Origin of the sequence: Thermoactinomyces sp. CICC 10523 (genome assembly GCF_016055105.1) — a bacterium.
In the GTDB taxonomy this organism is placed as follows: Bacteria; Bacillota; Bacilli; order Thermoactinomycetales; family Thermoactinomycetaceae; genus Thermoactinomyces_A; species Thermoactinomyces_A daqus.
Genome location: NZ_JAECVX010000002.1, coordinates 211,811 through 238,205, shown reverse-complemented (window position 1 = coordinate 238,205; position 26,395 = coordinate 211,811). Strand labels below are relative to the sequence as shown.

Here is a 26,395-nt window from a genome sequence, read left to right as displayed (position 1 = left end):
TTCCTGAAAATGTGAAAAATTTGGGGGGGGTAGAAGCAGCGAACACCGAAAACAACGGATGGGCTGATTGCTGATCCGGGATGTCCTGACCAGTAATACAGCCCCGAGGAAACCGTTTCACATGGAAATGTGCTACCATTCCTGTAATTTTTCGACTTCGGTCTCCTGCGCTTTTAATTCTTTATTGATCACACTTAAATCCTGGATCATCTCTTCTTCTGAATACAGTTCACGTAACAACTCCCCTACGAACGCGGTGGATCGATATCCAGGTCGAACTCATACGGATCTTTAAGCGCAACCACATCAAACGGCTCGGGTTCACCAAAACGTCTCATATGCGAATCGCCACCTTTCACAAACCTTTTTTCTTCATTTTGAAGAAAACGTATACGCATCATTGATTGAATCAGTAAACATGCCAGACACAGATAAAAGATTATGCTAATGGGCTTGTACATATCTCCGAAAGTTACATAAACCGTGTTCATGGAGAAAGCTGAACCGAACAAAAAAGCCAGGGTCAGAACAAAATCTCCCCGGCTTTTACAAACTTATGGTTTTCCCCTTTTGTTTTATGGAAATTTGTGCCCACAGATTAACATTCCAGTTCCTGCTTGCGTTCAATGATATCTTCGTCCTGAATTCGCCCGGTCTTTGCAGCAGCTTGAAGCCCCTTCGGAGGAATGCGTTTCGTTTTTTCTGTTGATGATGTTCCAATCCTCCTGCCCGAGGTGTATGGATTGAGACGGCGTTCGCTGAAACCTTCAACGTCTTTGGCTCTCTCTAGGGCTTTCCGAACATCTCCTTGTCATAACAGGAAATTCGGCTATCCAGACCCCCTGGCAATCATTTTCTGCAGGTGATTTTTCTTATCCCATGCGGGTTTTGGGATTTCCGAACAACTCCGGGGATTTTTTCGAAGCCCTCCTGTGTTCGGAAATGTGTCGCTTCTCCAAGGGATCCAGCATGGTTTGTCCCAATCCCCACGCAGTCTTGTAGCCAAACCCCATCAGTGCCCCATAGGAAATCAATTTCCAAACCATTTGCTGCTTTTCCTTTGGCAAAGCCTTAATATTCATGGCTATTTTCCCCTTGAATCCGATGACGTTAAATTCTCCGAAATGAACCCGCTCGGTGGCCACCTCCACCTGCTCGATCCGGATCAGATGAACCAGCGGTTCAAGATCCCCCCAGTCAACCGGTTCCCCGCTGAAAATCTCATACGCTTTGGCTGCGCTGGACAATAAGCGTTTCAGTTCAGGAAGGGGATAATAGTTCCCTCTTTGATAAAAGGTGGTCGGAGTCAAAAAATGCAGGGTGAAATTGGGTGAAAACTTCTCCTCTATGAAAGAACGGGAGTATGTTTGGCAATGAAACTCCTGAACGATTCCTTTCCAATCAATCAAGTCAATTTCCGGATGAAGCAACAAATGCTGTTGGATACAAGAAATCAGTTCCCGATTCGGCGTGTTAATCCACATCTCCCCTTTCTTCAACAACAGATGGGTCGAAAATACCTGCCGTTTCTTTCTGTCATGAAGAAGTTGAGACAAAACGGGAGACTGGCTTTGGATTGACCTCAGTACAAACGCATGGAATCGCTTTGACAACACTCCAACTGTATTCCGGTGATATGGCGAGTCTGCCATCAAGCGTAAACGATACATGGAATCCTCCTGTAAAATCGGACTTCTCCTTTCATGAATGGAGATAGGCTTTCATTGGTGTTTTTATTAATCTTCTTCTATCAGAAGTGCCGAAGTTCGCCAGAAAGTTTCATCCTCCTGCCGGAGGTGTATGGATTGAGACATTGACCCAACTTACAATGCGCCCATCCAGCTTGCGTTTCAATCCTCCTGCCTGAGGTGTATGGATTGAGAAGGCGTTCGCTGTACCCCTTAATTTTATTGGGTTTATCCTTTATTTTCCGAGCATCTCCTCTATTGGACCAAGTTTCTGACTGTTCAACCGGATCTCTTTCTCATCAAAAATCCGGTTTCCCCTTTATTTTTGTGGTCTTCGGCATTTCCGAACATCTCTTGGGTCTTTTTTGAAGCTCAGGGTGTTCGCCAATGACAAACATGAAATTCCATTTTTTCTTCGGTTGACCGATGAAATTTAAGGTTTACAAAATAGCAACCAATCTTCTTCCACTATTATATCAATTAAAAAAACAATGAAAAGATCGGATTTTGTTAACACCATGATGACAAAATCCTTTTCATCCCATAGCCTGTTCGCTTTTCACTCCATAAAAATCACCGGTTTCCCCTCATTCACCATCCGCTTTTCAACTGCAACATGTTTTTCTGAAGTTTTCACGATCCCCGGCTCAACCCTTGATTTCATATGGAAACAAGCTGTCAATATTCCTGCGGGATTCAATGCGTCACTTCACCACCGGACGGGAATTGTATATCCAATTTTTGCATAAGTTTCTACCTGATAAACTTGATTACAAAACAAATTCCTGTTTTTTCCTTTATGAAATAAATAAAATGCAAACAAAATGGTAATTTTTCGAGTAAAACCCGATCTATTTCATCTTTATTGATAAAATGATAGGGTAATAGAAATGGGTGAATCAGATCAATTACATACCAACAGGAAAGAGGAGATGGTTGATGAAGAGAAAACTGATCATATCCGTGCTGACGGTCTGCCTGACGATCAGTCTGACTCCCGGACCTTTGGAAAAAACCATCCCGACTGCATACGCGACCTCCAAAGCGGAGGAAGGCAAACAAAAACTGAAAGATATTAAATCAAAGCAGAGTGAATCCAAAGCGGAAATCGCCAAAGTCCAAAAACTGATCGACGAGAAGCAAAAGGGGATTCATGAAATTGAAGCAAGAGCAGGCGCTTTGAATGATCAGATCGCCAAATTGAACAAAAACATCGAAGCAAACAAAAAAGTGTTGGAACAATCACGGCAATCCTTGGGAAATAAGCTGAAACGGATCTATTTGCAAGGGAGCAACAGTTATATGGCCCAGCTCTTTGCAGCCGATTCGTTCAGTGACTTCCTCAAACGATACGAGGTATTGCGTTTGATTGTCGAAAGTGATTACCAGGTGTTTAACGAATATATGACTGTGCAAAAAAATCTGGAGAAACAGCAAGCTGAATTGAACGAGAAACAAAAAAGCCTGGCTGCGGAAATGGAAAAGGCAAATGAAGCAGTCAAGCAATATGAAGCTGAGCTGGACAAACACAAAAGCGAATTGGAAGAATATGAAAAGCAAGAAAATGCCGTTTTGAAACAATATGCCGGTTACTTTAACTCAGGCAGCGGCCAATTGGGCTGGCCGACTACACCGGGTATGGTGTACTGGAATTATATGCAGTTCCGCGGGAATCACTATCATAAAGGAGACGATTTTCCGCGTCCGAAAGGAACCCCCATTTTCGCTGCGGAAAGTGGTACAGTTTTGAGGGTAAGTACTTCCGACCCGGACGGTTACGGGGTGTATATTGATATACAACATCCAAATGGGTTGCAAACACGGTACGCCCATATGTTTTTAAGCACTGTAACCGTTCATGCCGGTCAGCATGTAAGCCGCGGCCAAAAAATCGCCGAGGTGGGCAACAACGGACGATTTATTGGAGCGACCGGTTATCACTTGCATTTTGAGGTTTGGAAAAACGGGCATACTGTCAATCCCAAACCTTATTTGCAATAACCCACCCCCTTTTGTTCTCAGGCATTTTGGACAAATGAAAAGCGATGCAAAGGCTGCAGGTTCTTACTTGCGGCCTTTTTTTATCTGATCACGCTCATTTGAAATTCCGACCTGTCCATACGATTCCAAGATCGAATTTGTCACTGGTTGACCATTCCGCTCCCGGTCATACAATTCAAAAGTAAATTCCGTCGTATAGTTATGATTTGTTTTCTTGTCCGGTTTCTTCATTGGAAATGACCTCTCTTTAAAAGTTTTGATCTATTATGCCTTTCATCTCTCTCATTTACTCTGGTAAATTTTATGCTTAACCAAACCGGAGCCGGATTCGGATTGGGCCGTAATTTGGGAAAATCACTTGGTTCCTTTGCCGGTAGACGACCATACAATGATCATGCAAACATACAAAGGAGTGGTTTGATGGATTACGCTTACTGGATATCGCAGTACCCCATGCCCCCCGGGTATCCAACTCCCGGTTATCCTTGGTCTCCGGGGTATCCATTCTATCCAATGACTCCCGGATACCCTTATTCACCTTGGCGTCGTCAGCGAAGATATAATCGGTATCCATACAGATATCCGTATGGGGGCCCGCGCAGTTACGGTTGGGGAGAAAGCTCTGGCAGTTTCTGAATAAATCGATGAGGTAAAGCCAAAGCCCGATTTTTACCCGCTTTGGGGAAAGATCGGGTATTTTGAATCATTTTTGATGAGATGTGGTAACTGAAGTACGCAAAGTTGGTGAAAGAACGCAGAAATGGTCAAGGGGTACCGGAAACTCTTTCGGATACGGGAAGCGAAATCGGGAAGTTTAAACGAGAAGAAGGGGAAAGCAGTTTGCAATTAATGCAGATGCCTCAACGCAAATGTATTCGGAAGACAACTTGAGTTAACTTCCGTCAAATGACGAACCCGTCTGGACACGTGATATGTCAAACCTCATCCTTTCGGTTTCTGATCTCGGAGCCGCTCCCTCTCAAATCGGAGGGAGCATTTATTTGATTCTATCTTGTATTTTTTTCTTTTAACTCCAAATAAACGGCCGCCATATCTAATTTTGCTTTTCCATTTTCTTTTGCAGAACGATAAGTAATATTTGTTGCTTCAGCAAGCGGCAATGTTATGTTCATCCGATCAGCTTCAGCTTTGATCAGTCCTAAATCTTTGGACATGAGTTCCACCATAAATGCAGAAGGGAATTCCTCATTGCGGTACATATCTTTCTTGCCTTGGAATAGCGCAGTATTCAATGCGGACTGGGAGATCATATCCAATACTTTCTCTTTATCCAATCCTGATTTCTCTGCAAATACTAAGGTTTCCCCGATACCTTGTCCGATCACGCCCAGTAACAAATTAATCGCCAATTTTGCCGAACTGCCTTTTCCGCTAGAACCAAAATATATGGTTTTCTTACCTAAAATATTAAAATAAGGCTGGCAAATTTCGATCGCCTGCTGATCCCCTCCCGCAATTATCACTAATTGGCCTGCTTTTGCAACTCCCACTGAACCGGACACGGGTGCATCCAGGTACACGCCGCCCCTTTTTGATACCATGCTCGCAAAGGACATGGTATCTTCCGGGGAAATTGTACTCATGTCCACGACCACTTTACCTGGCCTCATGGCTGCCAAAACTCCATTTTCCTGGGTTAATACAGCCCGAACCGCATTTGAGTCTGACAGCATCATGAAAATAATATCCGATTGCTCCACGATTTCTTTCGGTGAATTCAGCCGGGTTGCTCCCGATTCTGTCAAAGGCGTTGTTTTTTCCCGGGAACGATTATAAACATTCACCTTGCATCCTGCTTGCAAAAGATTCATGGCCATCGGTGCTCCCATATGACCCAATCCAATCCATCCCAATGTATGCATTTCCATACCACCTGTCTTTCAAAGTTACAAGTGTATTATCAGGGAAGTGCAACATACATGCAATATCTGCAACTGTATGATTCTGCCTGTTCAAAAATCAAGTGTCCATTTCGGCCCATTTCATCATGGTCCATGTATGATCACGGACATGATGAGGTAACATGGGATATATCCCTATTATGTATCGGCGTGACGGACCTTAGTCTCCTGACCCGCCGGGGATTACAAGGCAGGAAGGCCTCTTCAATCAAATCCATAAATGGTGGATGATTGTTCGCAAAATAAGAATAGAAAGCATGGATCGAAAAGAGAAAAATTATTTTTGCCGAAAAAGGGGAAAGGAAGAAAAGCTTATCCATGGAGATGACAGGGTTGGAAAGTCAGAGGAGGAAATTGAGAGATTCATGGATCACGGGTCAAACCATCCGGGTCAACAGAGGTTTTATCTAAGAAGCAGCCGTGCCCTTTCTGGCCACTCCTGTTAACCGACATAAAAAAGCCGGTTTCTTCAGATCGGAACAACCGAAAGAAGAATAACCAGCCAAGACGGTTCCCATGTGACAGGCGGACATTGACTTTTACAAAAATGCATGAATCAAAAACAAAACAGCGAAAGCCAATCCTAACCGCAAATGCCATTTTCGATCCAATCTTCGATACCGAAACAAGCCGGAAACGGGCACAGGCAGCAAAGCGAACAATGCAAGCAACCCGCTGAGATTGTTGAAATCGAACCGAAAACCATAAAGAAAAGCTCCCACCACATGAAGAATGATCAGCCCCATTGCAATGATCGCAACAGGCGTATGCAAACTTCGAGCCACGCGAGACATGGATATCACCCATTTTTTAAGAAAACCCCAACGTTCTGCCAATCGTTTTTGCAGGATGAAAAGACAAACATAATAAGCTAAAACAATAAAAAGCGCAATTCTCGCCAACGAACCGAAATTCTTAAATGAAGATTTAAATTGAAGGGTATGCAAGGCATACAGGGAAATATGAGCTATTCTCCACAGCCCGATAAAGACAATGGCCGCAGCGAACCCCAGTGCGGCATATACCCATTTGCGTTCCTTCTTGTTTTGTATCCAATGTTTTTTTATCATTTGCTGCATTCTTTTTCACCTTTCTTTATTATTTCTCAAATAGGAAACTAATCCATCACGTGATCCGATTAATCAGTTTTCGGAACCAATAAAAAAAGACTTCCCAGTGGGAAGAAAAGTTCAGATAAGAAATATTTTTTCACCGTTGGGTCATGCCGGAGTTTCGAACGATTTTGCAAGGGGTTATCCAAAAGGAAGGGATTGGTCAGTCGTACATGGCGTTTCGATCACTTTGAACAGTTTAAACATTCTTCATCCATTGCCGATTTACAACAATGATTTCCAATTAAACAGGTACAAAAAAAGAGAACAAAAGATCGTTGCGTATTCACTCCCACGTCTGACGCCCTCTCTCATCCCCATGGCTGAAGCCAGAGGTCAGAGGTCTTCCGGGCACGCAAAGAATAATTATGAAAGGAGTCCGGTTATTCCGGACTCCTTTCATAAACAACAAAATCATGAGGAATCTGATTTTCCTCATCCACTGATCCTGGCTTTCTTTCAATTTCTTTAAAATCAAGGTGTTTGAATTCCGGGAAAAACGTATCACAGTCAAAAGTGTCATGTATCTCCGTGGCATAGATCCGTTTTACGTGCGGAAGAAAGAGTTCAAAGATCTTTTGTCCGCCGATGATAAACATATCTTCCTGGTTATTCATGTTGAGAATGGGTTCCGGATCTTTGAATATCGTAATGTTTTGTTGCTTCAATGGATCATGTTCCACATTACCCCAGCTTGAGGTAAGTACGATATTTGCTCTTCCTTCCAGAGGTTGGCCAATTGACTCGTACGTTTTTCTTCCCATTATAACCGTCTTCCCGAGAGTCATTTGTTGAAAGTGCTTCAGATCATCCGGAATGTTCCAAGGCAATTTGTTGTCTTTGCCAATTCCCCTGTTCTGATCATAAGCTACGATAATATTAAACACAAAACCACTCCAATCAAAATAACGACATTCAGCCAATCTTCTCTCTCCGTGATTATAATCAATAAGTCCGAGATCATCAATTTGGAAACGGTGGAAATAAATTACATTAAGTCTTTCAACAATTTGTACTTATCGTAAACAAGCTTCGCTCCCGGGCCATCGGTCTGCAAAGATTGGCTGGTTCTGCATCGGTTTGCCGGATGAATCCAATGCTACAAAGCATCATCCTGAATCAGTTGTTTCAACGCATTTTTAATATCGCCATGGAATGTGCCTCCGTGATAACAGATCAGATGATCAATGTCGTAGTCAAGCAATCGCCGGACAGAACGCAGCGCTTCTTCCATATCCAACGTGTACTGCGGATTTGCAATGTTCAGCCTTCCGTGTTCCACCACAACGGCGTCTCCGGCGATCATCGTTTTGCTGAACAGCAAATACAGCGAGATATGCCCCGGCATGTGACCCGGCGTATGGACAATCTCAATGCCGCCGCACCAGGGCAATCGCTCACCAGCCACGACCGTACGGTCAACTGTTGCCGGCTCATAAGTTTGCAAAAAGGAAATGAATCGTTCAGCATCAGCCTTCTCTTCATTTTTGATAACGGCAAGCATGGCTTCTGCTTGTTCGAGTCGCAGAGACTTTTTCTTTCCTTCGATGTAAGGCCGTTCCAGTTCATGCGCAATAATTTCAATGTGCGGATACTTTTTCTTCAGACCGGACAATGCCCCCGCATGATCAAGATCATGATGTGTCACAATGACCCTGGTCAGGCCCGATAACGAAACACCGGCTTGTTCCGCCGCCTTTTCAAGATGATCCCCGGAATTTGGATACCCGCAATCAATCAGAATCATTTCATGCTCATCCTGAATCAGAACCGGTGTATAAACTTGCTTCAGTCCGTCATTTTCAAATTCGATCTCAAGCAAATGGACTTGATGCATCCTGACTCCCTCCGACCTGAGAACTTGGCAAGACCCGCTTTTCTTGCTTCAGCCTCTTAAACATTCCCACCCTTTTTATTAAAACAAACCTGACATTTAAATATTCTCTTTAAATCCATATTAAGGATATTCAAGATCCATATCATCTCCCCCTTTTGGTAGCCGAAGTCCATCCGTCCGGCCCGCGAAGCAAAATTCGATCGAATCACTTTCTGAGGCGTATGGAGATATGTCATCGGAAATAAAAAAGCATCCGGATAAATGTTGCGATCCCGGATGCTTTTTTAACGCTTCTATTTGAACAACATCTTCTTTTTTTCCCACAGCCAGGTAGTCAGAAGTCCCAAAGCCAGCCAATAAAGCCCCAGGAAAATGAAAAAACCGATCAGGGGAAAATTGAGCAGAGCCACGATCAATACCGACCCGATCGCTGCATTTAACCATGGTTGCCGTTCATGTGCAGACGGAAACTGCCCCCCGATCATCATGGAAACGGCAGTCAAACCGATCACCGTAAAAACGATGACCAAAAGGAACAAAGCCAGCGCGAGCGGCAGTCCGATGATACTGAGGATAAGCACGCTTCCCACGGCAACAAGCAGGAGACCGGCAGCAAATCCGATCAGCATCAGCCTCTTAAAATCCAGCCGGATGGGCTGAATAAACGCTTCCATCCTCTTTTGCCAAAATACCGCGGCACCGACGGAGAGAAGGATGAGGACCAAGCTCAGTGACAATTGGAAAAACCATAAGCCAAACAGGGTGGTGCCGGTGATCAGCAAACTGTTCACAATCTGGTTGTTCGTCCCGATGTGAAATAAACTGTCAGTGGTAATCGTTCCCGGCTCTTGTGTGACAGAACCGCCGATTACCAAGATGAAATCCCGTACCCGGGCACTTTTTTGAAGATGGAGGTTGCCGCCGATGACGACTACCTCATGCACTCTTCCGGCAATGGTCACATTTCCGCCAAGGTCGACCACGTGTTCAATCGACTCCTGCGGTCCGATCGTGATATTATCATCGGAGAAAAGTGTATTTCCCGGTTGAAAAACCGGATGGAGTGCGTTCGCGCTGGCCGGCAGAGCCCACACCAGAATACATAGACAGAGGGACAACAACAGAAGCACTTTTTGTTTCATGACCATAGTTCCACCTTTTTCGAGCTTAACAGTTGCCACAGACACCATCCGAAAAGCGGGATGACCAGCAAGGAAGTGACGGAAACAATGGTTCCAATATAGGGGAGAGCCGTAATCAACGTCAACACCGCATGCGACAAGCCCACGAAAAAGCTGAGGAATTGAAAGGACAACAGAAACGCAAATGCTGACATCAGCACGCCGTCGGCGATAAACAAAAGCAAGATGCTGGCAATCACACCCCGTTGCAACGCCCGATTGGAAAACAGGGACGGTCTTCTTCTTGTATCTTCCCTGCTGATCATGACCTGCTCCCGCTGATCAATGGTCAACATGACCTTATTGGTAAAAGCTTCCGGAATCTCGATCTCTTCCAGAGACTGCGCCAAAAGCATTTTCATCTCCATTAACCGATCTAGAGCATCCCGGCAATCGGAGCATGTTTGCAGATGTTTCTCCACTTCTTCTTTTTCGCTTGCTGGCAGTTCATGATCCATATAAGCAGAGAGCATCTCTTTCACATGATTCACTTTAAACCCCCCTCTTTTTCCAATTCCGCGCGTAAAGCAAGGCGCGCGTTATGTATGCGAGACTTGACGGTCCCTTCCGGAACACCGATGATTTCGCTGATCTCCCGATAGGACAAGCCCTGAATCTCCCTCAACACCAGAATCGTACGGTGCTCCAGAGTCAACCTTTGGAGGGCGCATTTTAAATCGAGCTGCACTTGTTTCTGCTCAATCTGGTTTCCCGAATGACTGATCCGGTCTCTCTGTTCATGAATCCATTCCCTGATCACCCGCCTCTGTTTTTCTCTTTGTTTGATCCGGTCTTGACACAGATTATAAACGATCCGGCTTAACCAAGCTGTAAACGCATAGGCGCTTTCCAGTTGATTCATGGAAAAAAAGGCCTTAATAAAAGCTTCTTGTGCAATGTCTTCCGCATCTTCCCTATCCTTAAGCATAGCATAGGCCTGATAAAAAACCTGACGCTTATATCGGTCCACCAGCCGGGCAAATGCCTGTTTATCTCCCTGTTTCACCTGTTTGATAAGTTGGGTTAAACTTTGATCCACCACACTCCCTCCACTCTTGCCTCCATTCCCGTTCCGGTCATCCTTTTCTTTTAACGTAAAGACAGTACGTCAAGCAAAAAAGTTCACACTGGCAACTCACCTGGCAAAAAAAAGGATCTACGAGAATTATCCCCTGCAAATCCGTACTGCATGAATACCACCCAGGTACACAGACCGGCACAACCGGGAGATAAAAGTTCCCGGTACACTCAAGTCTCCTTGAAAATCTTGGGGAATCAGGAGAAAAGCGCGCACCATGACCGGACTGCAATGCACTTCACGGAAAAAGCCTGGTTCAAATCCAGAACCAGGCCGTTGACATCCCGTTTTTGATCAGGCTGCTTCTTCTTTTTCTTTTACCATTGAAGGAAGATAACGTTTGACCAGTTTGGTTCCCGCCTGATGGACGATAATCGCACTCACAACGCCGACTGCCAGACCTCCCAGAACATCCGTCGGATAATGATGTCCTACATAAATGCGGGAGAACCCGATCAGCAAAGCCAACAGAAACATAGGCACCCCAGCTTTTCTGCTAAAGAACCAAAGCGCCATCGCAATCGCCACCGCTCCGGCCGTATGGTCGCTGGGAAAAGAGGCGTTGGGATCGTGAGGCAATAACAAATGGACATGGTGAGTGACAAACGGACGCGGCCGATTATATAGAACTCCGATTAAAAAATTCACCGCCATCGCCACACAGGGTGACACAAAACCAAATACGGCGGCCAGGCGCGTAGCGGGACGAAGTGCCATGATCATGACGACGAGCACACAAACGTAGGGACCATAAGAGCTGAGCGCCTCAAAAACATGGTCCTGCACTGCGTTATGCCCCGCCAATCCATTGATATATTGAAACAGTCTGTAATCCAAAGCCAACCTCTCCTTCTTTTTTCTTTCCGTTTGTACATCTGCAAAGACACCAAATGAACAAAATAAGTTCACGTGAAAACAAAAAAATTCTTCCGATTGATGACAGGCATGGTTTCTGTCCCGGGATTATTGCAAAAAAGAGGAATTTCTTCATGAAAACGGGTCAAGTATGAACTTTTTATCTTTCGCCGGTGTCCTTTGTCTACAGTAAGAACATATAAAATGCAAGAAGGTTGATCAGCGATGGCCAAATCGGATAAAATCCTCATCAGTTTCCTCTCTTCGCTCAGCAAAAAGAAAAAGCAGTTCCTCTGGGAAATGCTGATGTTCATGTCGCTCTTGGGAACTTTTGCCGCATTATCTGAAGATCTCATACACGGTAAATTAAAGCTGTTTGACACCATCATCGGTGAGTGGATCTACCGCTTTACCGAACCGGGAGTAACAACAGCAGCAGTCTGGATTACCACTCTGGGCTCGGCCTTTGTAGAGGTTCCTTTGTTATTGGGAACAGTGGCCTGGCTGCTCTTCCGCTCCAAAAAGCACTGGCAAGCCGTGATGTTGGCGATCAGCCTGTCCGGGAGCGAATTATTAAACCTCTTCCTGAAAGAGATATTTCACCGTTCCCGCCCTACGCTCCCGCATCTGGTCGAAGCCGGCGGATACAGTTTTCCCAGCGGGCACGCGATGGCAGCCGCTTCGTTTTACGGCATGCTGGGCTATTGCATCTGGCGAAGCCGGCAAAAGCAAGGGAAATGTTCTTGGCCTTTGCCGGCCTTTACAGGAATGCTCATTTTTTTGATTGGCTTGAGCCGGGTTTATCTGCGGGTTCATTTTCCCAGTGATGTCATCGCCGGTTTTGTCGCCGGAGGAGCATGGCTGATCATTTGTATCATGGTTTGGCAAACAATCGACAATCACAGCCACAGCTGAACCGGTGTTCCTCTTGGTTAGCGACAAGGAGAGAAAGCGCAAAAAAGTGAAGGGAGAACCGGGAGGCCCGGGAATGTGGATTGGCACAAAACTTTGGCCGTCATCAACGCCGGAGAACCGCACTCAAAGGATTAAACGGAAAACATGACGCGACGAGTGCAAGCCATCTTTGCAATCTCTGCGATAAAGCTATGTCCTGGCATAACCTGCCGCAGGCATATATTCCTGTGCAATTCTCCTATTCTTCTCTAAGCATGAAGATTTCCTTGCAGTTGCGGATGAGGACGGACAGGACCGACCGGAATCTGCAACAGGCATGTTTCTCCTCGCGATTTCATCCCGTAAAGCCCGTCACTAAGGTTCACATCAAATCCGAGAAGCGGATGTCCTCCCATCCCGAGCGCCGACGCCGCCAACAATAATCGCTGCATCAGCATGCCCGCTTCCATCTGTTGGATGCGATATCCCCTGTATCCAAGTGCCTCCTTCAAATGATTCCGGTCTCCGGTCACATGCAGGCAGAGGGGAACCTGGAACAGATTGACATTGTGCAAGGTCATTCCCTGTTGCAAACTGAACCGATGATCTCCGGGCTGCAGCAATTGCAAAGCATGAGCATCGCTGTCATAGCGATAGGCACCATCCGGGATGCCTTCAACGCCATAAAAACAGCCTGCAAGCGAGATACGAGGCCTGGCTTTTTCCTGTGATGCATCCAAATCATTGCGATAGGCGAAGGAAACGGTTGCCTCTTTAAGCAGAGCAGCCAGTTGATGTTGGCACACTTTGCCCAAAAAGAAATCCATGCCAGGTGAGTACCGCTTTCGGCAGGCCGCTGCCAGATCATATGACAATCGGTCCGCCTCAGGCAAAGTGAGTGACGGCCCCTCACCGCTGACGCGCTTCCCGCCGGCCGGCCGTTGAAACGACGGCATGGTTTCCAACATCGCCGCCTGATTCATCTTCACCAGCATCGGATACGGTTTTACCTTCCGCGAGCGAATGAAATGCCGGTGCCGTATTTCCGGCAATTCCCGGCACAATTCCCTGTCCCTGACCTGCCCGTCTCCGTCCGATCCCCCGGCAAACCAAGCGTCCACCGGCTGCAGTGACAGCGGAATCACGGCATATACGCTTTCCTCTTGTTCACTTAACCCGAGCAGATGGTTCACAGCCCGATCGAGAAATTGGAAGCAGACGCCGGAGACGAAGCCGAACCGTTTTGCCAATTCCAGCAACTGACCGATCAGTGCGCCGGCATCCAACCCTTGCAGCCGATAGGAAAAGTAATTGTATTTAAAAAAATTTTTCCAAAAGACGGTTGAAACAAAAACCGTGGCAAAACATGACGACCAATCGCAGCGGTTGCCGAGCGCCCGGAGCAAATAGGAATCAAAATTCCCCTCGCGCAACAAGACAAGCCGGTGATGTGCCACATCATAATGATAGATTCCGTCCGGCACCTCTTCCATCTTCAAATAGAGATACAATTCGTTTGGATACAACGCCCCTCCTGAGGGAACAAACCGGCGACTGCGGTGCATCGGTCCCCGGCCTTTTCCCGTGGAATCGAGTGCATAAGCAGGCTGGGAACATTGGGTGAGCCCGTATCCATACCAGAGAAAATGTCCCATTTCGCGAAGACGGGGCTGCACGGGCGCTTCTCCTCCGATGAGCGACAGCGGAACTTCCGATGACAGGGGGATCGCAGGCAAATCCTGATAAAGTTTATAGGGAAGCGGTGCATCCTCCCAGTCCACCTTACAGTCCGGCGGCCTGACTTTGTCGACATCAAAATGCAGCGACTGCAGAAACTCATCCAGATTCATCCTTATCTCTCCCGAATGCGGTTTATGGAAACGGATGCGGATGCGGATTGAGCTGATCAGGGGTCAGCCGCCGTTTGGCATACCCCAGTTCGGCCGGAACCTGCAATACCCTATCCAACCCGGTCAAGCGCACCAGATGATGCCCGAACGTGATCGGCAACATTCCCGGAATCAGCACTTTCACGCAAAACAGGCCATTGCGCCTTAATTCCGGTGTCGTTTGGTCGACCACAATCACATCAAGATTCACGCGGCGAAGCTTTTTTATTATCCTCTTCAGATCATCAGTCAAATCCGGATACCACTCCTCCCGTTGGAATTCCTCAGCAAATGTTCGCAGCGGCCGATTTTCATCCAGCAAAAACCGCAGGCGCTCTTCCGCTTCGGGCAGCCCGTAAAGCAGGGAATGATCCTCCATCTGTTGCACCAGGTAAGGATCGCGATACATTCGCATGCACTTGTCACGGTTCGCTTCCAGCTTCTCATCCAGATTGAGCATCATGCCTGCCAGCTCGTGAATCGCGCTTTTTGCTGCCCGGACCGGATCCGGATGGGCGCCGGCCGCACAGAGGAGATTCATGCCCTTTGGTTTCCGGTTTTTGGCCAATGCCCACACACCGGGAATCCCGTGTTCCATCGTCGCGTTAAACAGATGGACATCATACCCGGCCACCGCTCTGATGCGATCGACCATTAATCGCAATTCCCGATCCTCCGCAGAATACGGATCAAGACGCGGGAGCGGCAATTGCGCGTACCAGGTAATCAGGAATGAATCGCGTTCGACCACTTCCAAAATGCCGTAAAAGATCGCCTCTTCCAAACTTCCGCCCACAGCGCACCCGTTGGACGTTTCATAAACAAAGCCATCCTCAAAGCCCAGGCTGTAATAGGCAAGCAGTTTTGGCACGAGAATCGGACGTTCCTCGGTAAATGAATAGCCCCATACCCAATCCATCGAACGGTCAGGATCAAACGGTTTAAAGGGAAAAATCAGCTCCTCATATTGTTCCGGCGCGTGCACCCCCACCTTCAGCGGATTGAGCGCCTGACTTTCCAGATTGCGGTAACTGTCATGAACTGTCATCCGTTTGCCACGGGGGGTGATGCCGCAATACCGCTCCAGGCTCTCCAAAATCGCCGTCATTTCGCTCTCCGCATAGGAATGGGTCCGGCCTGCCGATGTCTCATCTCCCCGGAGCAAGGGCATGTTTACCCCCACAACTGCGAACGGCGTGACAGAATCGATCATTTTTCCATTAAAGAGACCGGTACGGTGATCCAGATAGTCCCTGGCCAGACATTCCTTCAGATCATCGAGCGAACGGCAGCGGTAACTGTCCGCGCTGATTTTCGGATTCGGTTTCAGGGAAAGGCGCGCCGCAGCCGGGGAATCATCGGGCAATCGACTGCAAACCGGGCACAGCGGGTCGGGATGGAAAAAGTGACGAGAGCTTTGGAGCGTTCTCAGATTGAGCAAATAGAGATGTTCTTGTAAATGGGACTCTTTTCCTTGCAAAACTCTGTGTGTTTCCTCCGTCAGAACGTGAACCATCTGCAACAGGGCGGAGCGCGATGCCCATGCGTCACGTTTAAGTCCCCCGATGTCTGCAAGGCGTTGCTGAAGTTCCAACATCTCGGCGCGATCCGTTCTCGCCATCATCCGCCTTGCATCAGCGCAGCGGGTACATCCCGGCACACCCGGGCGAACCAGCGGCCCGACCACACCTTCGCCAAAGAAAGCGAAGCCGCGCAACCAGGAAATCCCGGCAGATGAAAACACCTCCTCGGCCACGGCATAAACGGAGGGATCCCAGGAATCGTGCAGCATCAAAGCCATCTCTGCTGTTTCCGGCACGCCTGTTGTTAAATTGCTTCTCCGAACGACCCGGTATTGGGGAGAGATCTCTTCACACACCATGTCCGCCAAAAGTCCATCTCCGACTACCAACACCACCGCGCTCATCTTGTCTCCCCCCTCCTTAGCAACACGCCAAACACTCCTGCCAGTGCTTTCTGTAAAAAGGGTTCCAGTGCCAAATCCAAGACGAAAACCTCCCAGCCGTTCTGTGTCAGAATCTGAGAGGCAGATTGCCACAATTGTGATGAGGATTCCCCGCAGGAAGGCAACCGCAGGTGATGCGGTTCCTGATCCCGTAATAGGACAGATGAAACTTCTGCTGTTTTGATTCCCCCGCACTCCGTTTGATTTTGTTCTCTTTGCACGGCCTGTTGCAATGCCGTTCGCAAGGCCATGGTCTCATTCAAGCCGGCACTGCCAATCCATCTGCCTCCCGTACCGATCCAAACCACCGGAAACCCGCATACGCTTTCGCCCAAACCGATCACCGCTTCCCCGTGCAAGGTTGTCAATGCTTGCAAAAAAAACTGGGAGCGTTCATCGCTGACCTCCGGCAACTGCACCGGAACAACAACAGGCCGCCGTTCCATCAGTTGCTTCACCAGTTCATCAGCCAGGCACTTTTGCAATCCGCGACAGAACGCTTCGGCAACGGTTGTTCCTGCGCCGACACCGACAAATTCCTGCGGCTGGATGATGCCATCCTTTACGAGCAAACCGGTCATTTGAGATACATATGCCTCGACTCCGGCCAAACCGGCTTCCCTTCGCGCTTCTTCATGCGTCAGCCCGGAACAGATGATTTCCGGCAAGAGTTCTGCCGGCCCGTCCGACAGCGGATTCACCGCCTGGATGCGGCACTGGGACAACGGAAGCTGTTTCAGGTCTCCTTCTCCCCAAACGTGGAAAATTCCCGATTCCACCGATGTCAGGTGATTGAAATAAGAAAACAAATCCGTTCCTGCCCCGCTGCCCGCACTCTCTTCCAGCTGCTGAACAGGCTCCTGAACCCATGTTGGTTCCCTGTGTCCGGCCACCAATGGATGGGGGAAAAACGAGTGCCAGCTTCCTTCCAATGTATCCGGATTCAGCAAAAATAATTTATTTTTCTCTTCCGCCTGAGCCACGCCGGTAACAGTTTTGAACAAGGCGAACACGATCACATTGGCCAACAGCGCCCCGGCGGTCGACGGGAATGCATTTTGCCCAGTTTCTTTGCCAATTGCGTTCCGGTGCAGACGCCGCCACGCCGATTCCCAACATCCCTCCGCGCCCGGTTCCACCACCGGCCCCGCCATCCCGAACCGGGCAAAACCGACGGCCGGGAGAAACACTTTTTTCTCCTCCCGGCAAATGGCATGAAGCAGCCGCAGTTCATCAAGCCCTCTTCCTGGCGACACGTATAAAACATAATCAAACGGATCCACCGCTTCCCGCCAGAAATCCGGCCCCTCCTTGTCCCGGCAAATTTCCTCCAGTTCCACCTCAGGGTCGGTTTTGCGGGCATGCGACGCCAATTCAAACAAGCGCTCGCGATTGGTTGGATGTGAGCCGGTTACCAGCAGACGCAACCGGGGCAATCCGGATTCCAGCAAGGCCTGCGTTAATGAGGCCAACATCGGGCCGCAGCCGACTGCCAACACTTTGGCCCGGCGATAGGACTCAAAACGGGAAGCGCCGGAGTCGGCCAACGTATCCAGAAATTCAATCTGCGAAGCAAATTTTTGCCGCACTTCATCGGTTAATTGGTGCGGACGATCTTCGCTCACATCCCGCACAAAGCCGTTTTGGCACAATACTTCCGCTATTTCATACACCCGGTTGCGGTACGCCTCCGGCAATCCGTCTGTTAAATCCTTCAAGGTGTGCTCGCCGTTAAACATCGGCAGCAGCTTTTCCATCCACTGATCGACCGTTTCGCCTTCAATCCGGAATGAGCATGAGTTATTCCGAAAGTACACCCCTCCTTTGGCATCCGGGAAAAAAAACGTGTCCCCCTTCACTTTCAAACGCATGGAAGGCTTCAAACCGGTCATTCCACTCCTCCTCACCGCGGGTCTGTTTTGCCCCGCATCATTTCCCGTTCATTGATATCTTATCTGCAGTAATTTGTCCTCTTTCCTGTTGATCTGAAAAAAACCCTGCGAGCCGGGCAGCCGGCTGGCAGAGTCAACCAATTGGGGGACAATGCTGTTTTCAAGTCTAAAAAATAGGAAATACACACGCAAAACATCCAACGCAACCGCCACAGCCGAAGCACCTGCCGCAACCGCCGCATCGGAAACATCCTCCGCATCTCCAGCACCTTTGTGATACTTCCGCATCATAATAGTAGGGATATTCAGGGTATTCCCAAGTCTCCAACTCCCCGGGCTTAAAACTGTCCACGCTTAATTTTTGAATTTGTTTTTTAAAATCATCCATGATCAGCAACCTCCGCTTATGCAATGAATGCTTGCGCCGGAACATCACTGAACCGGCATCTTTTGCCTTTGCTCAAATCTGCTTCATATTTATGAAAAAGAGTCCGTTGTGGTTACGTGTCCCGATCATTTATTTTGTTCAATTTGTTTCCGTCTTCGGATCGCGATCATCCAGGCATAAAAAAAGACTTGACTGCACAGAGCCAAGTCTCGATCTTTCCCTTCAACGTTGCAGACGGGTACGTACACTGCCCGTCTCGCTCTTAAAAAAGGCCGGACGGTACCGCTTTCAACCCTGCAACAGCCATTTATGTGCCGGCTGGTCAAAAGGTTTGAGCCGGCGTCCATCACCACCGCCTAAGAACCAGAGGTAGTAGATTTTGTAACCGCCCGCCGCGGACACGGGATGGTACCCCTTATGCAGGGCGACCGCATCTCCGTGACGAATGATAAAGGATTCGTTTACCTCACCGTCCTCGGTGTAGACGAGCTGTACACCAAAACCTTGCTGCGGCTCCATCTGAAAATAATAGATTTCTTCCATTTTCACTTCTGTCTCGTTGTTTTCGTCATGTTTGTGCGGCGGATAGCTGGACCACCCGCCGGGTTCACCGTAGGTTTCGCCGAGCACGATCCGCTGGACGCGCCCTTCTCCATTGTCGGCGATAATGTCGTGTACCTCCCGTTTCCAAGTCTCTTTGCCACGGTGATGGACGACGATCTCTTCCGGTTCGACCAGAAACGGTTTAAATTTTTGCTCCGCCTTCACTTTGCAAACCCCGATCTGAAGCGTTCCGCCTCCGGCTTCCGTCACTGAAAACGCCGTACGGATCGGTACATAGAGAGCCGTCGCCTTTCCGGAAAACACATTTTCCCGTCGACCGACCTGTTCCCATGTTAGCCCTTCCACGGTAAACGTGGCTTTTCCGCCGAGGATGACCAGCACCGTTTCATAATCTCCCGTTTCCCCGCGCCAGGTTTCTCCCCGGCCCAAACGCAGGAAATCGAAACGGTTATATTCAAGGACATCACAAGACTCATCGATCACGCTTTGATAGCCGGATTTTTCTTCGACATGGTATAACAGTTTCATTTTTCAACCTCCCGATCTCCAAACCTTTCCGGTTGCGCCATCTCTGCGGGAGAACAAAAAACACAACGTTATCATAATACATTCTAAATTATAAGAATATACTCATCAATATTAAAGACGGATATCGTCCGGCTGGCAGGAAGAGTTATTTCGCTCGGTCGGGATTTCGGCCGATCTATGGCCGCACGGATTGCTGATGCGCATATACGGCCGGATTCCCTCTTCATCTCTCATAATGCGGCTCTGTTTAAAAGCTAATCCAGTATTTTGCCCATATAATATTCGTCGACAAAACGGTCTTCCAAAATCAGAGAATGTTTTCTCGTCCCTTCCCGCTGAAAACCCATTTTTTCATATAACGAGACGGCGGCAACGTTGTAGGTCATCACCGTCAATTCCAAGCGGTGGATCCGATGCTGCCGGGCCCAGTTTTCTGCGGCATGCAGCAGTTTGCTTCCCCAACCTTGACCTCTGGCTTCCCGCAACAATCCCAGCACCAGATGGGCCGTGGCTCGGTTCCGCCGAAATCCTCCGCCGAAAACTTCAATAAAACCGAAGATTTTTTCTCCTTCTTCGGCAATGAAAACCGTTTGATTGGGATGACTCAGGATTTCCTGAATCCACTTTTCCTGTTCTGCCACTTTTTCTGTTCGTTCACCCGGTTCCAGCAGCATAAATTCGGTTTCCAGGTCAAGTTGCCGGAGGAACGCCAAAAAAGAACCGGCATCCCGGCGTCTGATTTCGCGAATTTGCATCTGTCCCCCGCCCCTTCAATTCATTTTGTCCGGCCGTGGACACACCCGGCCGAAGGTTGCCGGCAAAGCCTGAACAGGAATCGAGACCCTGCTTCCTCTTTTTGCCCCTAATTCAGATTGCCAGCCGCATCAGCCGATCGTCCACGGCATCTTCTGTCAATCCGTCAGTGACTGCGGATGATCCTCCAGGATTTGCACATACCCCGATGTTCCGTCCACCCTGATGTATTGCCCGTCCTTGATTTTCTCCGTTGCCCCTTCGACTCCGACAACAGCGGGAATGCCGTATTCGCGGGCGACCACGGCACCATGGGTCATCAAACCTCCCACTTCCATGACCAAAGCTTTGGCCGAATGGAAAAGCGGGGTCCACCCCGGATCGGTAAATGGGGCGATCAAGATTTCACCCGGCTTTAACTCCGCTGATTCCGGCTTTAAAACGACACGGGCATACCCTTCCGCCACCCCGGAGGAGACCGGTGTCCCGACCAGGGAATCTTCCGGAACCTCAATATCGTTCCTTATTCCCGTAATCACTTCCCCTTCGCTTGTCATCAACCGGGGAGGGGTCAGTTTTCGCTGCCATTCATACTCTTTTTTGCGCTGGCTGATCCTGGTTTGCACCTCGCCGGAATCTCCTTGTTCCAGGAGCAAAGTCAATTCATGGAGAGTGAGGTAAAACACGTCCGTCTCCTGCTCCAACACCCCATTTTCCGCCAGCTGGCGGGCTTCTTCCATTATCGCCCGCTTAAACAACGCGAAATGACGGATCATGGTAAACTTGTGATGCTCACGTATTCCCATCACATTGCGATATCTGCGGATCAGAAAGGACATCCACTTCGCTTTCAGCCAGCCGCCCTTCTTCTCGCGAAGCCGTCTGAGCAGTGTTTCTTCCGCTTGTTCCGCCTCGATGATCCCCTGCTTGAAGCGGGTTCGATGTTCTCCGGGTTCCACCGTTTGCAGATGGCTCAATATGGCCGGTACCAACGTGGTTGGCGCTTCATGCCAGCGCGGTCTGGTAATGTCAATCTCACCCGGACAGCGCGTCCCGTATTTATCCAAAAAATGCGCAAAGGCGGCGCAAAAATCCTCTCCACCCTCCGCTTTCCCCAGCTCATCATAAAGCGTCGCGTCCGTGGCTTTTTTCAACGCTGCGATCACTTCGGGGTACGGCCTCGCGGCATCCGCCAAATCCCCGAGCGCAAGTCCCATCTCGCTCGTCACATTGCCCGGCAGCGACCGGTTCAACAGCGGAACTTCCCGGGCATCACCGAGCCAGCGAACGGAAAAATGCTCGATCCATTTCAGTGTCACGATTCCGGTGAAAAGGTAAGGGGCGAAATGGGAAATCATCCTGAGCAACAGCGTTCCCAAATTTTCACGGATTTTTTTGATCCGCTCCGCCCCGGTGAGCGAGGCGAGTTCCTGTTTGCTCTCTTCCACCAGCCGCTCCATCATCTCGTTACATTTATCCACTGCCTTGGAGGGATCGCTGAAGAAAATAATCCGGATCACCTTGGCGAGCAAAGGCGGAATAATACGCCGGACGGTTCTGCCCACTTCCTTGTTGGGAACCGCTTCCTGCAAAAAACGTTCGCGCTGGATGACCTCGGACAACGCATAACTCATCCGTTCATCCATATTGACCATCAGCTTCGGGATGATTTTCCGGGCAACTTTGGAATATAAAACCGGAGTCAGGTCGATATAGATCCGCCCGCCTGCTTCCAAAGCGGCTGTGCTTTCCCCCGTGTGCGGATCCCGCTTTCCGAAAGGAAAAACCGTCCGCATGGTCGAAACCGCCAACGGCCGCATCGCTTCCGTCATCATCTGCTGATGACCGAAGGAGAAGAAAACGTGCAACTTTCCATCCTCTTCAACCTGCGGAACCGGAAACAAAGAGGTGATCGGGCGACTTTGCAGGATAAAAAATCTCCCGTCAGCCAGACACCATTCGATATCCTGCGGGCTTCCGTAATGGGCCTCGATTTTCTTTCCCAGCTCCGCCAACGCCAAAATATCCCGGTCAGCGAGAGCTTGTTCGTTCCGCTGCTCGTGGGGCAAGTCGCAGGTTTTGGTTCCCCCTTCCGGCAACGGGAAAATCGCTTTTTGCTTGTCGGCAATCTTTTTCCTGACGATTTTTCCGGAGCGCACCTGATAGAGATCGGCAGAGACAATCCCGGAAACCAGCGCTTCTCCCAGACCGAAGCTGGCATCGATCGAAACGGTGCGGCGGTGGCCGGTAATCGGGTCAGCCGTAAATAAGATCCCGGAAACTTCAGGGAATACCATTTGCTGCACGACAACTGACAACAATACGTTCCGATGATCAAAACCGTTTTTGATCCGGTAGATGATTGCCCGATCCGTGAACAGAGAAGACCAACACTGCTTTACGGCCTGAAGGAGTTGCTGTTCCCCTTTCACATTCAAATACGTTTCCTGTTGCCCGGCGAACGATGCCGTCGGCAAATCTTCCGCCGTCGCACTGGAGCGGACGGCATAGGCGGCGTCGTTCCCCGCTTCCTGCCAAGCTTCGATCAGGGCATTGCGGATCTCATCAGGAATGGGCAAGGTATGCAAATGCTCACGGATTTTTTGCCCGATTTCCCGAATTGGTTCCAGCTGTCCGGCATCCAACTGCTCCAGCTGCCGAAAATACCCATCCATTTCACTGCTTTCATGAATAAACCGCCGATAAGCAGAAGTGGTGACACAAAATCCGGCGGGAACCGGAAAACCGGCTTTAGTCAACTCCCCGAGATTTGCTCCCTTCCCCCCGACATATGGAAGACTGGCATGATCGATGTCGTGGAAGCTCAATACATATCGCTCTATCGAACTCACCCTCTTTATGTGAAGTGTATATCCGGTCAGATCGTGCCTCCCCACGTTTTTAATGGTCAGTGAGGAGTAACACTCTCCAGCCGATTCTTAAAGCCCGGCGCTAGCAAAAAAGCGCTGTCTGCCCGCATCTGTCAGGTTCCCCTCAATCATGAGCGTAGAGATGTGTCTGAATACATCCTTCAGCGTATAGGGGGTGTGGGCCAAAAATTCCGGATTGGCAACGGTTTGAATCGCATTCATGACAATCGTCACCACCAAGGTCTGGTCAAGATCGTCTCGAAAGATCCCCTGCTTCACTCCTTCCTCAAACAGGGGAATGAGCTTGTTCAAAATCACGTGTTTGCGCTGTGCCTCAAACCGGGCATAGGCATCGGGAACCGCCCGTTTCATGTCATGGAGGGCGGCAACCTCAATTCGCGAGATCCGTCCGCTGATCACAAACAACAATTTTTTGATTTGCCCGGTCAAATCCAGGGCCGGGTCTGAGGTAATCCCATCAATCTCCCGCACGATCCCACCGAAAAAACTTTCAATCACTTCATTCAGCAAATCTTCTTTGCTGGAAAAATATTTGTAGAAAGTCGATTTGCTCATTTTGAGTTCGGAGGCAAAATCCGCGATGGAGACGTTGGAATACCCTTCGGTCCAGATCTTTTTCGCGGCATAGTCCAAAATCTTCTGCTTCGCTTTCTCCTGTTTATTCATCGCGCCTTCCTTCATTCATCCAAAATTTATAGTACCATTAATACTTATATGGTACTATAAGTACCATGATAAAGCAATTTCGAACATAACTCTCCACATTCACGGCAAAAATCAAGAGGGAACATGCCGAGGTTGAAGCCTGGCGGGCCGGCTTTCTCAAACATTTCGCTTCCCCACGCCGGGCTGTTCAACGTGATCGTCACAAGTATAGCTTTTGACTGATTACGTCTGGTGATGAGCACAAAAAAAGGCATCCCCCTCACGGGACGCCAATTACTCAGCTATCGGCCCATTTTTTTCAGAAAGTACATATTCATTGCGGCCGGCACCAATCCCCGCCAAAATCATAAGAATTGTGGCCAGCGCCAGAAGTATCAACGAAGGCTCCCAGGAATGAGTCAAATCATACCAGAAACCGAGCAGGGTGGGCCCGACGGCGGCCAGGGAGTATCCGACCGACTGAGCCATTCCGGAAAGCTTGGCCGCCTGGACGGCATCGGTGGTTCTAAGCCCCAACAGGGAGAGAGCCAAGCTGATACTCGCCCCCTGGGCAATTCCGGTCAGCACAATACTGCTGATCAGAGCGGCCGTTCCGTCAGCAAACAGGCCCGCTATTCCACCTAACTGGATCAAGCCGATCAGCACGGCAATGCCTTTTTGCTGCGGCATCCGGTCCGCAAGCACCGGAGTGAGAAATGTCGCCGGAAGGCTGACAAATTGCATAACGGAGAGCATCCATCCCGCCATTTCTTCACTCATGCCATGGCTTTGCAAAATTTCGGGAAGCCAGGCGACGGTACAGTAAAATAAAAAAGACTGCAACCCCATGAAAAACGTCACTTTCCAAGCCAGGGGCGAACGCCACAAGGAACCGGCAGACCTCTCCGGGATCCCGGGTTGCAAGGTCGCGGCCGGTTTACCATGGCCACGCAACTGGGGAATCCAAATGAGAACGGCAGGGACAGACAAAACGGCCCAAAACATCAGGGAATATTTCCATCCCAGATGAAACCCCTTTGCCAGGGGAATACTCACCCCGGATGCCAGCGCCGCAAACGCGCACATGGAAGTCGAATAAACACTGGTCATCAACCCGACTTGTCCGGGAAATCGCTGCTTCACAATGCCGGGCAACAGCACATTGGCGATGGCAACGCCAATCCCCACCAAAGCTGTTCCCAAAAAAACGGCGAAGACCGTTCCCGTTGAACGGATCACAATCCCGCCGGTCAAAATGAGCAAACCGAAAAACACCGATAATTCATTTCCCCACCATCGGGAAAAGCGGGGGGCAAGCAATGAAAGAAGGGCAAAGGCAATCAGAGGGAGCGTTGTGATAAATCCCGCCATCCCGTTGGAAATGCCCAAATCTTCGCGTATCCACCCGATCAAGGGACCGACGGAAGTAATCGCCGGGCGCAAGTTCAGCGCGACAAAGATGATTCCCAAAACTAAAAGGGTTTTTCTCGCTGGCAGCTGCTGTGATTGGGTCAGAGAATATTCTTTCATCCGATAAAACTCCTTTAACGAACGATTGTCTGGACTATCTTAACACAAAATCGCCTCCGAACCCCAATCATTCTCTCCATCCTCCCAACCACCAAAAAATTGCGGTTCCCGCAAGCAAATGATCCGGGAAAAAATCAACTGATGGTTCCGCCCGCTTCGCGAATGTCCTCCTCTGTCCGGATGGTGGTTTCAATCGCCACTTCCAAAGCTCTTACAATCAGATCCAGATGCATACTCGGTTGTCCCGGATGATGGACAGCCTGTTCCGGCGAAAAAGGGATGTGAATAAAGCCGCCGCGCACTCCTTTTTCCTGTTGAAGCCGGTGCATCAATCCGTAAAACACATAATTGCACACAAACGTTCCGGCCGTATGGGAAACATGTGCGGGGATCCCTTCTTCCCTGATCCTTTTTACGATGGCCTTGACCGGCAGGCTGGACCAGTACGCTGCCGGGCCCCCTTCAACGACCGGTGTATCAATCGGTTGCTGTCCCTCGTTATCGGGAATCCGCGCATCAATGATGTTCAGTGCAACGCGTTCAATGCTGACGGAATCGCGCCCGCCGGCTTGTCCCGCACAAATGACAATCCTCGGCTGATGATAGTCGATCAGTTGCCAGAGCCGCTCGAGCGAACGGCCAAAAGCGGTTGGCAATTCTTCAGCCACCACCTGATACCCGTGCACCCATTTTCCCTGTAGTCGTTTGGCCGCTTCATATGAAGGGTTGACCGTTTCCCCGCCAAAGGGGGAAAATCCCGTCAATAAAACCGTCTCCATCC

General features: G+C 49.2%; 22 protein-coding genes. 2 read left to right on the top strand and 20 right to left on the bottom strand.

Features of this window, described 5'->3' with window-relative positions; all coding sequences use genetic code 11:
• Window positions 1-872: 872 nt before the first annotated feature.
• The gene (gene cas6, locus I8U19_RS04085) at window positions 873-1,670 is read right to left on the bottom strand and encodes a CRISPR system precrRNA processing endoribonuclease RAMP protein Cas6 (protein WP_198055257.1); all 798 of its coding nucleotides are present in this window, start codon (window positions 1,668-1,670) and stop codon (window positions 873-875) included.
• A 957-nt stretch (window positions 1,671-2,627) separates the two neighbouring features.
• On the opposite strand from cas6, the gene I8U19_RS04080 reads away from it, so the two are divergent.
• Window positions 2,628-3,689, top strand: a complete 1,062-nt coding sequence (locus tag I8U19_RS04080; RefSeq protein ID WP_198055256.1) for a murein hydrolase activator EnvC family protein — start codon at window positions 2,628-2,630, stop codon at window positions 3,687-3,689.
• A 63-nt stretch (window positions 3,690-3,752) separates the two neighbouring features.
• Here I8U19_RS04080 and I8U19_RS04075 read toward each other — a convergent pair whose 3' ends face one another.
• From I8U19_RS04075 to I8U19_RS04035, 9 genes are all read right to left on the bottom strand, one after another.
• Entirely contained in the window at window positions 3,753-3,920 is a 168-nt protein-coding gene (locus I8U19_RS04075) for a hypothetical protein (protein WP_198055255.1), read from the bottom strand.
• A gap of 776 nt (window positions 3,921-4,696) precedes the next feature.
• Window positions 4,697-5,572 carry an NAD(P)-dependent oxidoreductase gene (locus I8U19_RS04070; RefSeq protein WP_198055254.1) on the bottom strand — a complete coding sequence of 292 codons (876 nt, stop codon included), beginning with the start codon at window positions 5,570-5,572 and terminating at the stop codon, window positions 4,697-4,699.
• A gap of 578 nt (window positions 5,573-6,150) precedes the next feature.
• Window positions 6,151-6,690, bottom strand: coding sequence for a hypothetical protein (locus I8U19_RS04065; protein ID WP_198055253.1), 540 nt, complete (start codon window positions 6,688-6,690; stop codon window positions 6,151-6,153).
• A 416-nt stretch (window positions 6,691-7,106) separates the two neighbouring features.
• Complete coding sequence (locus I8U19_RS04060; protein WP_052154165.1) at window positions 7,107-7,646, bottom strand: dihydrofolate reductase; 540 nt, start codon at window positions 7,644-7,646, stop codon at window positions 7,107-7,109.
• 176 nt (window positions 7,647-7,822) lie between these two features.
• Window positions 7,823-8,560 carry an MBL fold metallo-hydrolase gene (locus I8U19_RS04055; protein WP_198055252.1) on the bottom strand — a complete coding sequence of 246 codons (738 nt, stop codon included), beginning with the start codon at window positions 8,558-8,560 and terminating at the stop codon, window positions 7,823-7,825.
• 293 nt (window positions 8,561-8,853) lie between these two features.
• Complete coding sequence (locus tag I8U19_RS04050; RefSeq protein WP_198055251.1) at window positions 8,854-9,702, bottom strand: bactofilin family protein; 849 nt, start codon at window positions 9,700-9,702, stop codon at window positions 8,854-8,856.
• The gene (locus tag I8U19_RS04045) at window positions 9,699-10,232 is read right to left on the bottom strand and encodes an anti-sigma factor family protein (protein ID WP_198055250.1); all 534 of its coding nucleotides are present in this window, start codon (window positions 10,230-10,232) and stop codon (window positions 9,699-9,701) included. The genes I8U19_RS04050 and I8U19_RS04045 overlap by 4 nt, the downstream gene beginning before the upstream one ends.
• Window positions 10,229-10,780, bottom strand: coding sequence for an RNA polymerase sigma factor (locus tag I8U19_RS04040; RefSeq protein ID WP_198055249.1), 552 nt, complete (start codon window positions 10,778-10,780; stop codon window positions 10,229-10,231). The genes I8U19_RS04045 and I8U19_RS04040 overlap by 4 nt, the downstream gene beginning before the upstream one ends.
• Window positions 10,781-11,113: 333 nt before the next feature.
• Complete coding sequence (locus tag I8U19_RS04035) at window positions 11,114-11,656, bottom strand: undecaprenyl-diphosphatase (RefSeq protein WP_198055248.1); 543 nt, start codon at window positions 11,654-11,656, stop codon at window positions 11,114-11,116.
• 243 nt (window positions 11,657-11,899) lie between these two features.
• Here I8U19_RS04035 and I8U19_RS04030 point away from each other — a divergent pair, with 243 nt between their 5' ends.
• The gene (locus tag I8U19_RS04030; RefSeq protein ID WP_198055247.1) at window positions 11,900-12,589 is read left to right on the top strand and encodes a phosphatase PAP2 family protein; all 690 of its coding nucleotides are present in this window, start codon (window positions 11,900-11,902) and stop codon (window positions 12,587-12,589) included.
• Between the two features lie 248 nt (window positions 12,590-12,837).
• On the opposite strand, the gene I8U19_RS04025 is transcribed toward I8U19_RS04030, so the two are convergent.
• From I8U19_RS04025 to pcp, 10 genes are all read right to left on the bottom strand, one after another.
• Entirely contained in the window at window positions 12,838-14,418 is a 1,581-nt protein-coding gene (locus I8U19_RS04025; RefSeq protein ID WP_198055246.1) for a SagB family peptide dehydrogenase, read from the bottom strand.
• 22 nt (window positions 14,419-14,440) lie between these two features.
• On the bottom strand, window positions 14,441-16,384 hold the full coding sequence (locus tag I8U19_RS04020; protein ID WP_198055245.1) for a TOMM precursor leader peptide-binding protein: 1,944 nt from the start codon (window positions 16,382-16,384) through the stop codon (window positions 14,441-14,443).
• Complete coding sequence (locus tag I8U19_RS04015; RefSeq protein ID WP_198055244.1) at window positions 16,381-18,315, bottom strand: putative thiazole-containing bacteriocin maturation protein; 1,935 nt, start codon at window positions 18,313-18,315, stop codon at window positions 16,381-16,383. Before I8U19_RS04015 ends, I8U19_RS04020 begins: the two co-directional genes overlap by 4 nt.
• A gap of 166 nt (window positions 18,316-18,481) precedes the next feature.
• A complete protein-coding gene (locus I8U19_RS04010; protein ID WP_198055243.1) occupies window positions 18,482-18,703 on the bottom strand; it encodes a heterocycloanthracin/sonorensin family bacteriocin in 222 nt (73 codons plus the stop codon).
• A gap of 288 nt (window positions 18,704-18,991) precedes the next feature.
• Window positions 18,992-19,795 carry a 5-deoxy-glucuronate isomerase gene (iolB, locus tag I8U19_RS04005; RefSeq protein ID WP_198055242.1) on the bottom strand — a complete coding sequence of 268 codons (804 nt, stop codon included), beginning with the start codon at window positions 19,793-19,795 and terminating at the stop codon, window positions 18,992-18,994.
• 254 nt (window positions 19,796-20,049) lie between these two features.
• The gene (locus I8U19_RS04000) at window positions 20,050-20,550 is read right to left on the bottom strand and encodes a GNAT family N-acetyltransferase (RefSeq protein ID WP_198055241.1); all 501 of its coding nucleotides are present in this window, start codon (window positions 20,548-20,550) and stop codon (window positions 20,050-20,052) included.
• A 156-nt stretch (window positions 20,551-20,706) separates the two neighbouring features.
• The gene (locus I8U19_RS03995; RefSeq protein WP_370589758.1) at window positions 20,707-23,400 is read right to left on the bottom strand and encodes a phosphoenolpyruvate synthase; all 2,694 of its coding nucleotides are present in this window, start codon (window positions 23,398-23,400) and stop codon (window positions 20,707-20,709) included.
• Window positions 23,401-23,487: 87 nt separating this feature from the next.
• Window positions 23,488-24,105 carry a TetR/AcrR family transcriptional regulator gene (locus tag I8U19_RS03990; RefSeq protein WP_033100940.1) on the bottom strand — a complete coding sequence of 206 codons (618 nt, stop codon included), beginning with the start codon at window positions 24,103-24,105 and terminating at the stop codon, window positions 23,488-23,490.
• Window positions 24,106-24,378: 273 nt separating this feature from the next.
• Window positions 24,379-25,614 carry a CynX/NimT family MFS transporter gene (locus tag I8U19_RS03985; RefSeq protein WP_198055240.1) on the bottom strand — a complete coding sequence of 412 codons (1,236 nt, stop codon included), beginning with the start codon at window positions 25,612-25,614 and terminating at the stop codon, window positions 24,379-24,381.
• Window positions 25,615-25,748: 134 nt separating this feature from the next.
• A complete protein-coding gene (gene pcp, locus I8U19_RS03980; RefSeq protein WP_198055239.1) occupies window positions 25,749-26,393 on the bottom strand; it encodes a pyroglutamyl-peptidase I in 645 nt (214 codons plus the stop codon).
• Between the last annotated feature and the right edge of the window lie 2 nt (window positions 26,394-26,395).

Bases quoted from the DNA above. Each gene is read 5' to 3' on its own strand.
- cas6 (WP_198055257.1), bottom strand. From the start codon at position 1,670: ATGTATCGTTTACGCTTGATGGCAGACTCGCCATATCACCGGAATACA.
- I8U19_RS04080 (WP_198055256.1), top strand. From the start codon at position 2,628: ATGAAGAGAAAACTGATCATATCCGTGCTGACGGTCTGCCTGACGATC.
- I8U19_RS04075 (WP_198055255.1), bottom strand. From the start codon at position 3,920: ATGAAGAAACCGGACAAGAAAACAAATCATAACTATACGACGGAATTT.
- I8U19_RS04070 (WP_198055254.1), bottom strand. From the start codon at position 5,572: ATGCATACATTGGGATGGATTGGATTGGGTCATATGGGAGCACCGATG.
- I8U19_RS04065 (WP_198055253.1), bottom strand. From the start codon at position 6,690: ATGCAGCAAATGATAAAAAAACATTGGATACAAAACAAGAAGGAACGC.
- I8U19_RS04055 (WP_198055252.1), bottom strand. From the start codon at position 8,560: ATGCATCAAGTCCATTTGCTTGAGATCGAATTTGAAAATGACGGACTG.
- I8U19_RS04050 (WP_198055251.1), bottom strand. From the start codon at position 9,702: ATGAAACAAAAAGTGCTTCTGTTGTTGTCCCTCTGTCTATGTATTCTG.
- I8U19_RS04030 (WP_198055247.1), top strand. From the start codon at position 11,900: ATGGCCAAATCGGATAAAATCCTCATCAGTTTCCTCTCTTCGCTCAGC.
- I8U19_RS04025 (WP_198055246.1), bottom strand. From the start codon at position 14,418: ATGAATCTGGATGAGTTTCTGCAGTCGCTGCATTTTGATGTCGACAAA.
- I8U19_RS04020 (WP_198055245.1), bottom strand. From the start codon at position 16,384: ATGAGCGCGGTGGTGTTGGTAGTCGGAGATGGACTTTTGGCGGACATG.
- I8U19_RS04015 (WP_198055244.1), bottom strand. From the start codon at position 18,315: ATGACCGGTTTGAAGCCTTCCATGCGTTTGAAAGTGAAGGGGGACACG.
- I8U19_RS04010 (WP_198055243.1), bottom strand. From the start codon at position 18,703: ATGGATGATTTTAAAAAACAAATTCAAAAATTAAGCGTGGACAGTTTT.
- iolB (WP_198055242.1), bottom strand. From the start codon at position 19,795: ATGAAACTGTTATACCATGTCGAAGAAAAATCCGGCTATCAAAGCGTG.
- I8U19_RS04000 (WP_198055241.1), bottom strand. From the start codon at position 20,550: ATGCAAATTCGCGAAATCAGACGCCGGGATGCCGGTTCTTTTTTGGCG.
- I8U19_RS03990 (WP_033100940.1), bottom strand. From the start codon at position 24,105: ATGAATAAACAGGAGAAAGCGAAGCAGAAGATTTTGGACTATGCCGCG.
- I8U19_RS03985 (WP_198055240.1), bottom strand. From the start codon at position 25,614: ATGAAAGAATATTCTCTGACCCAATCACAGCAGCTGCCAGCGAGAAAA.
- pcp (WP_198055239.1), bottom strand. From the start codon at position 26,393: ATGGAGACGGTTTTATTGACGGGATTTTCCCCCTTTGGCGGGGAAACG.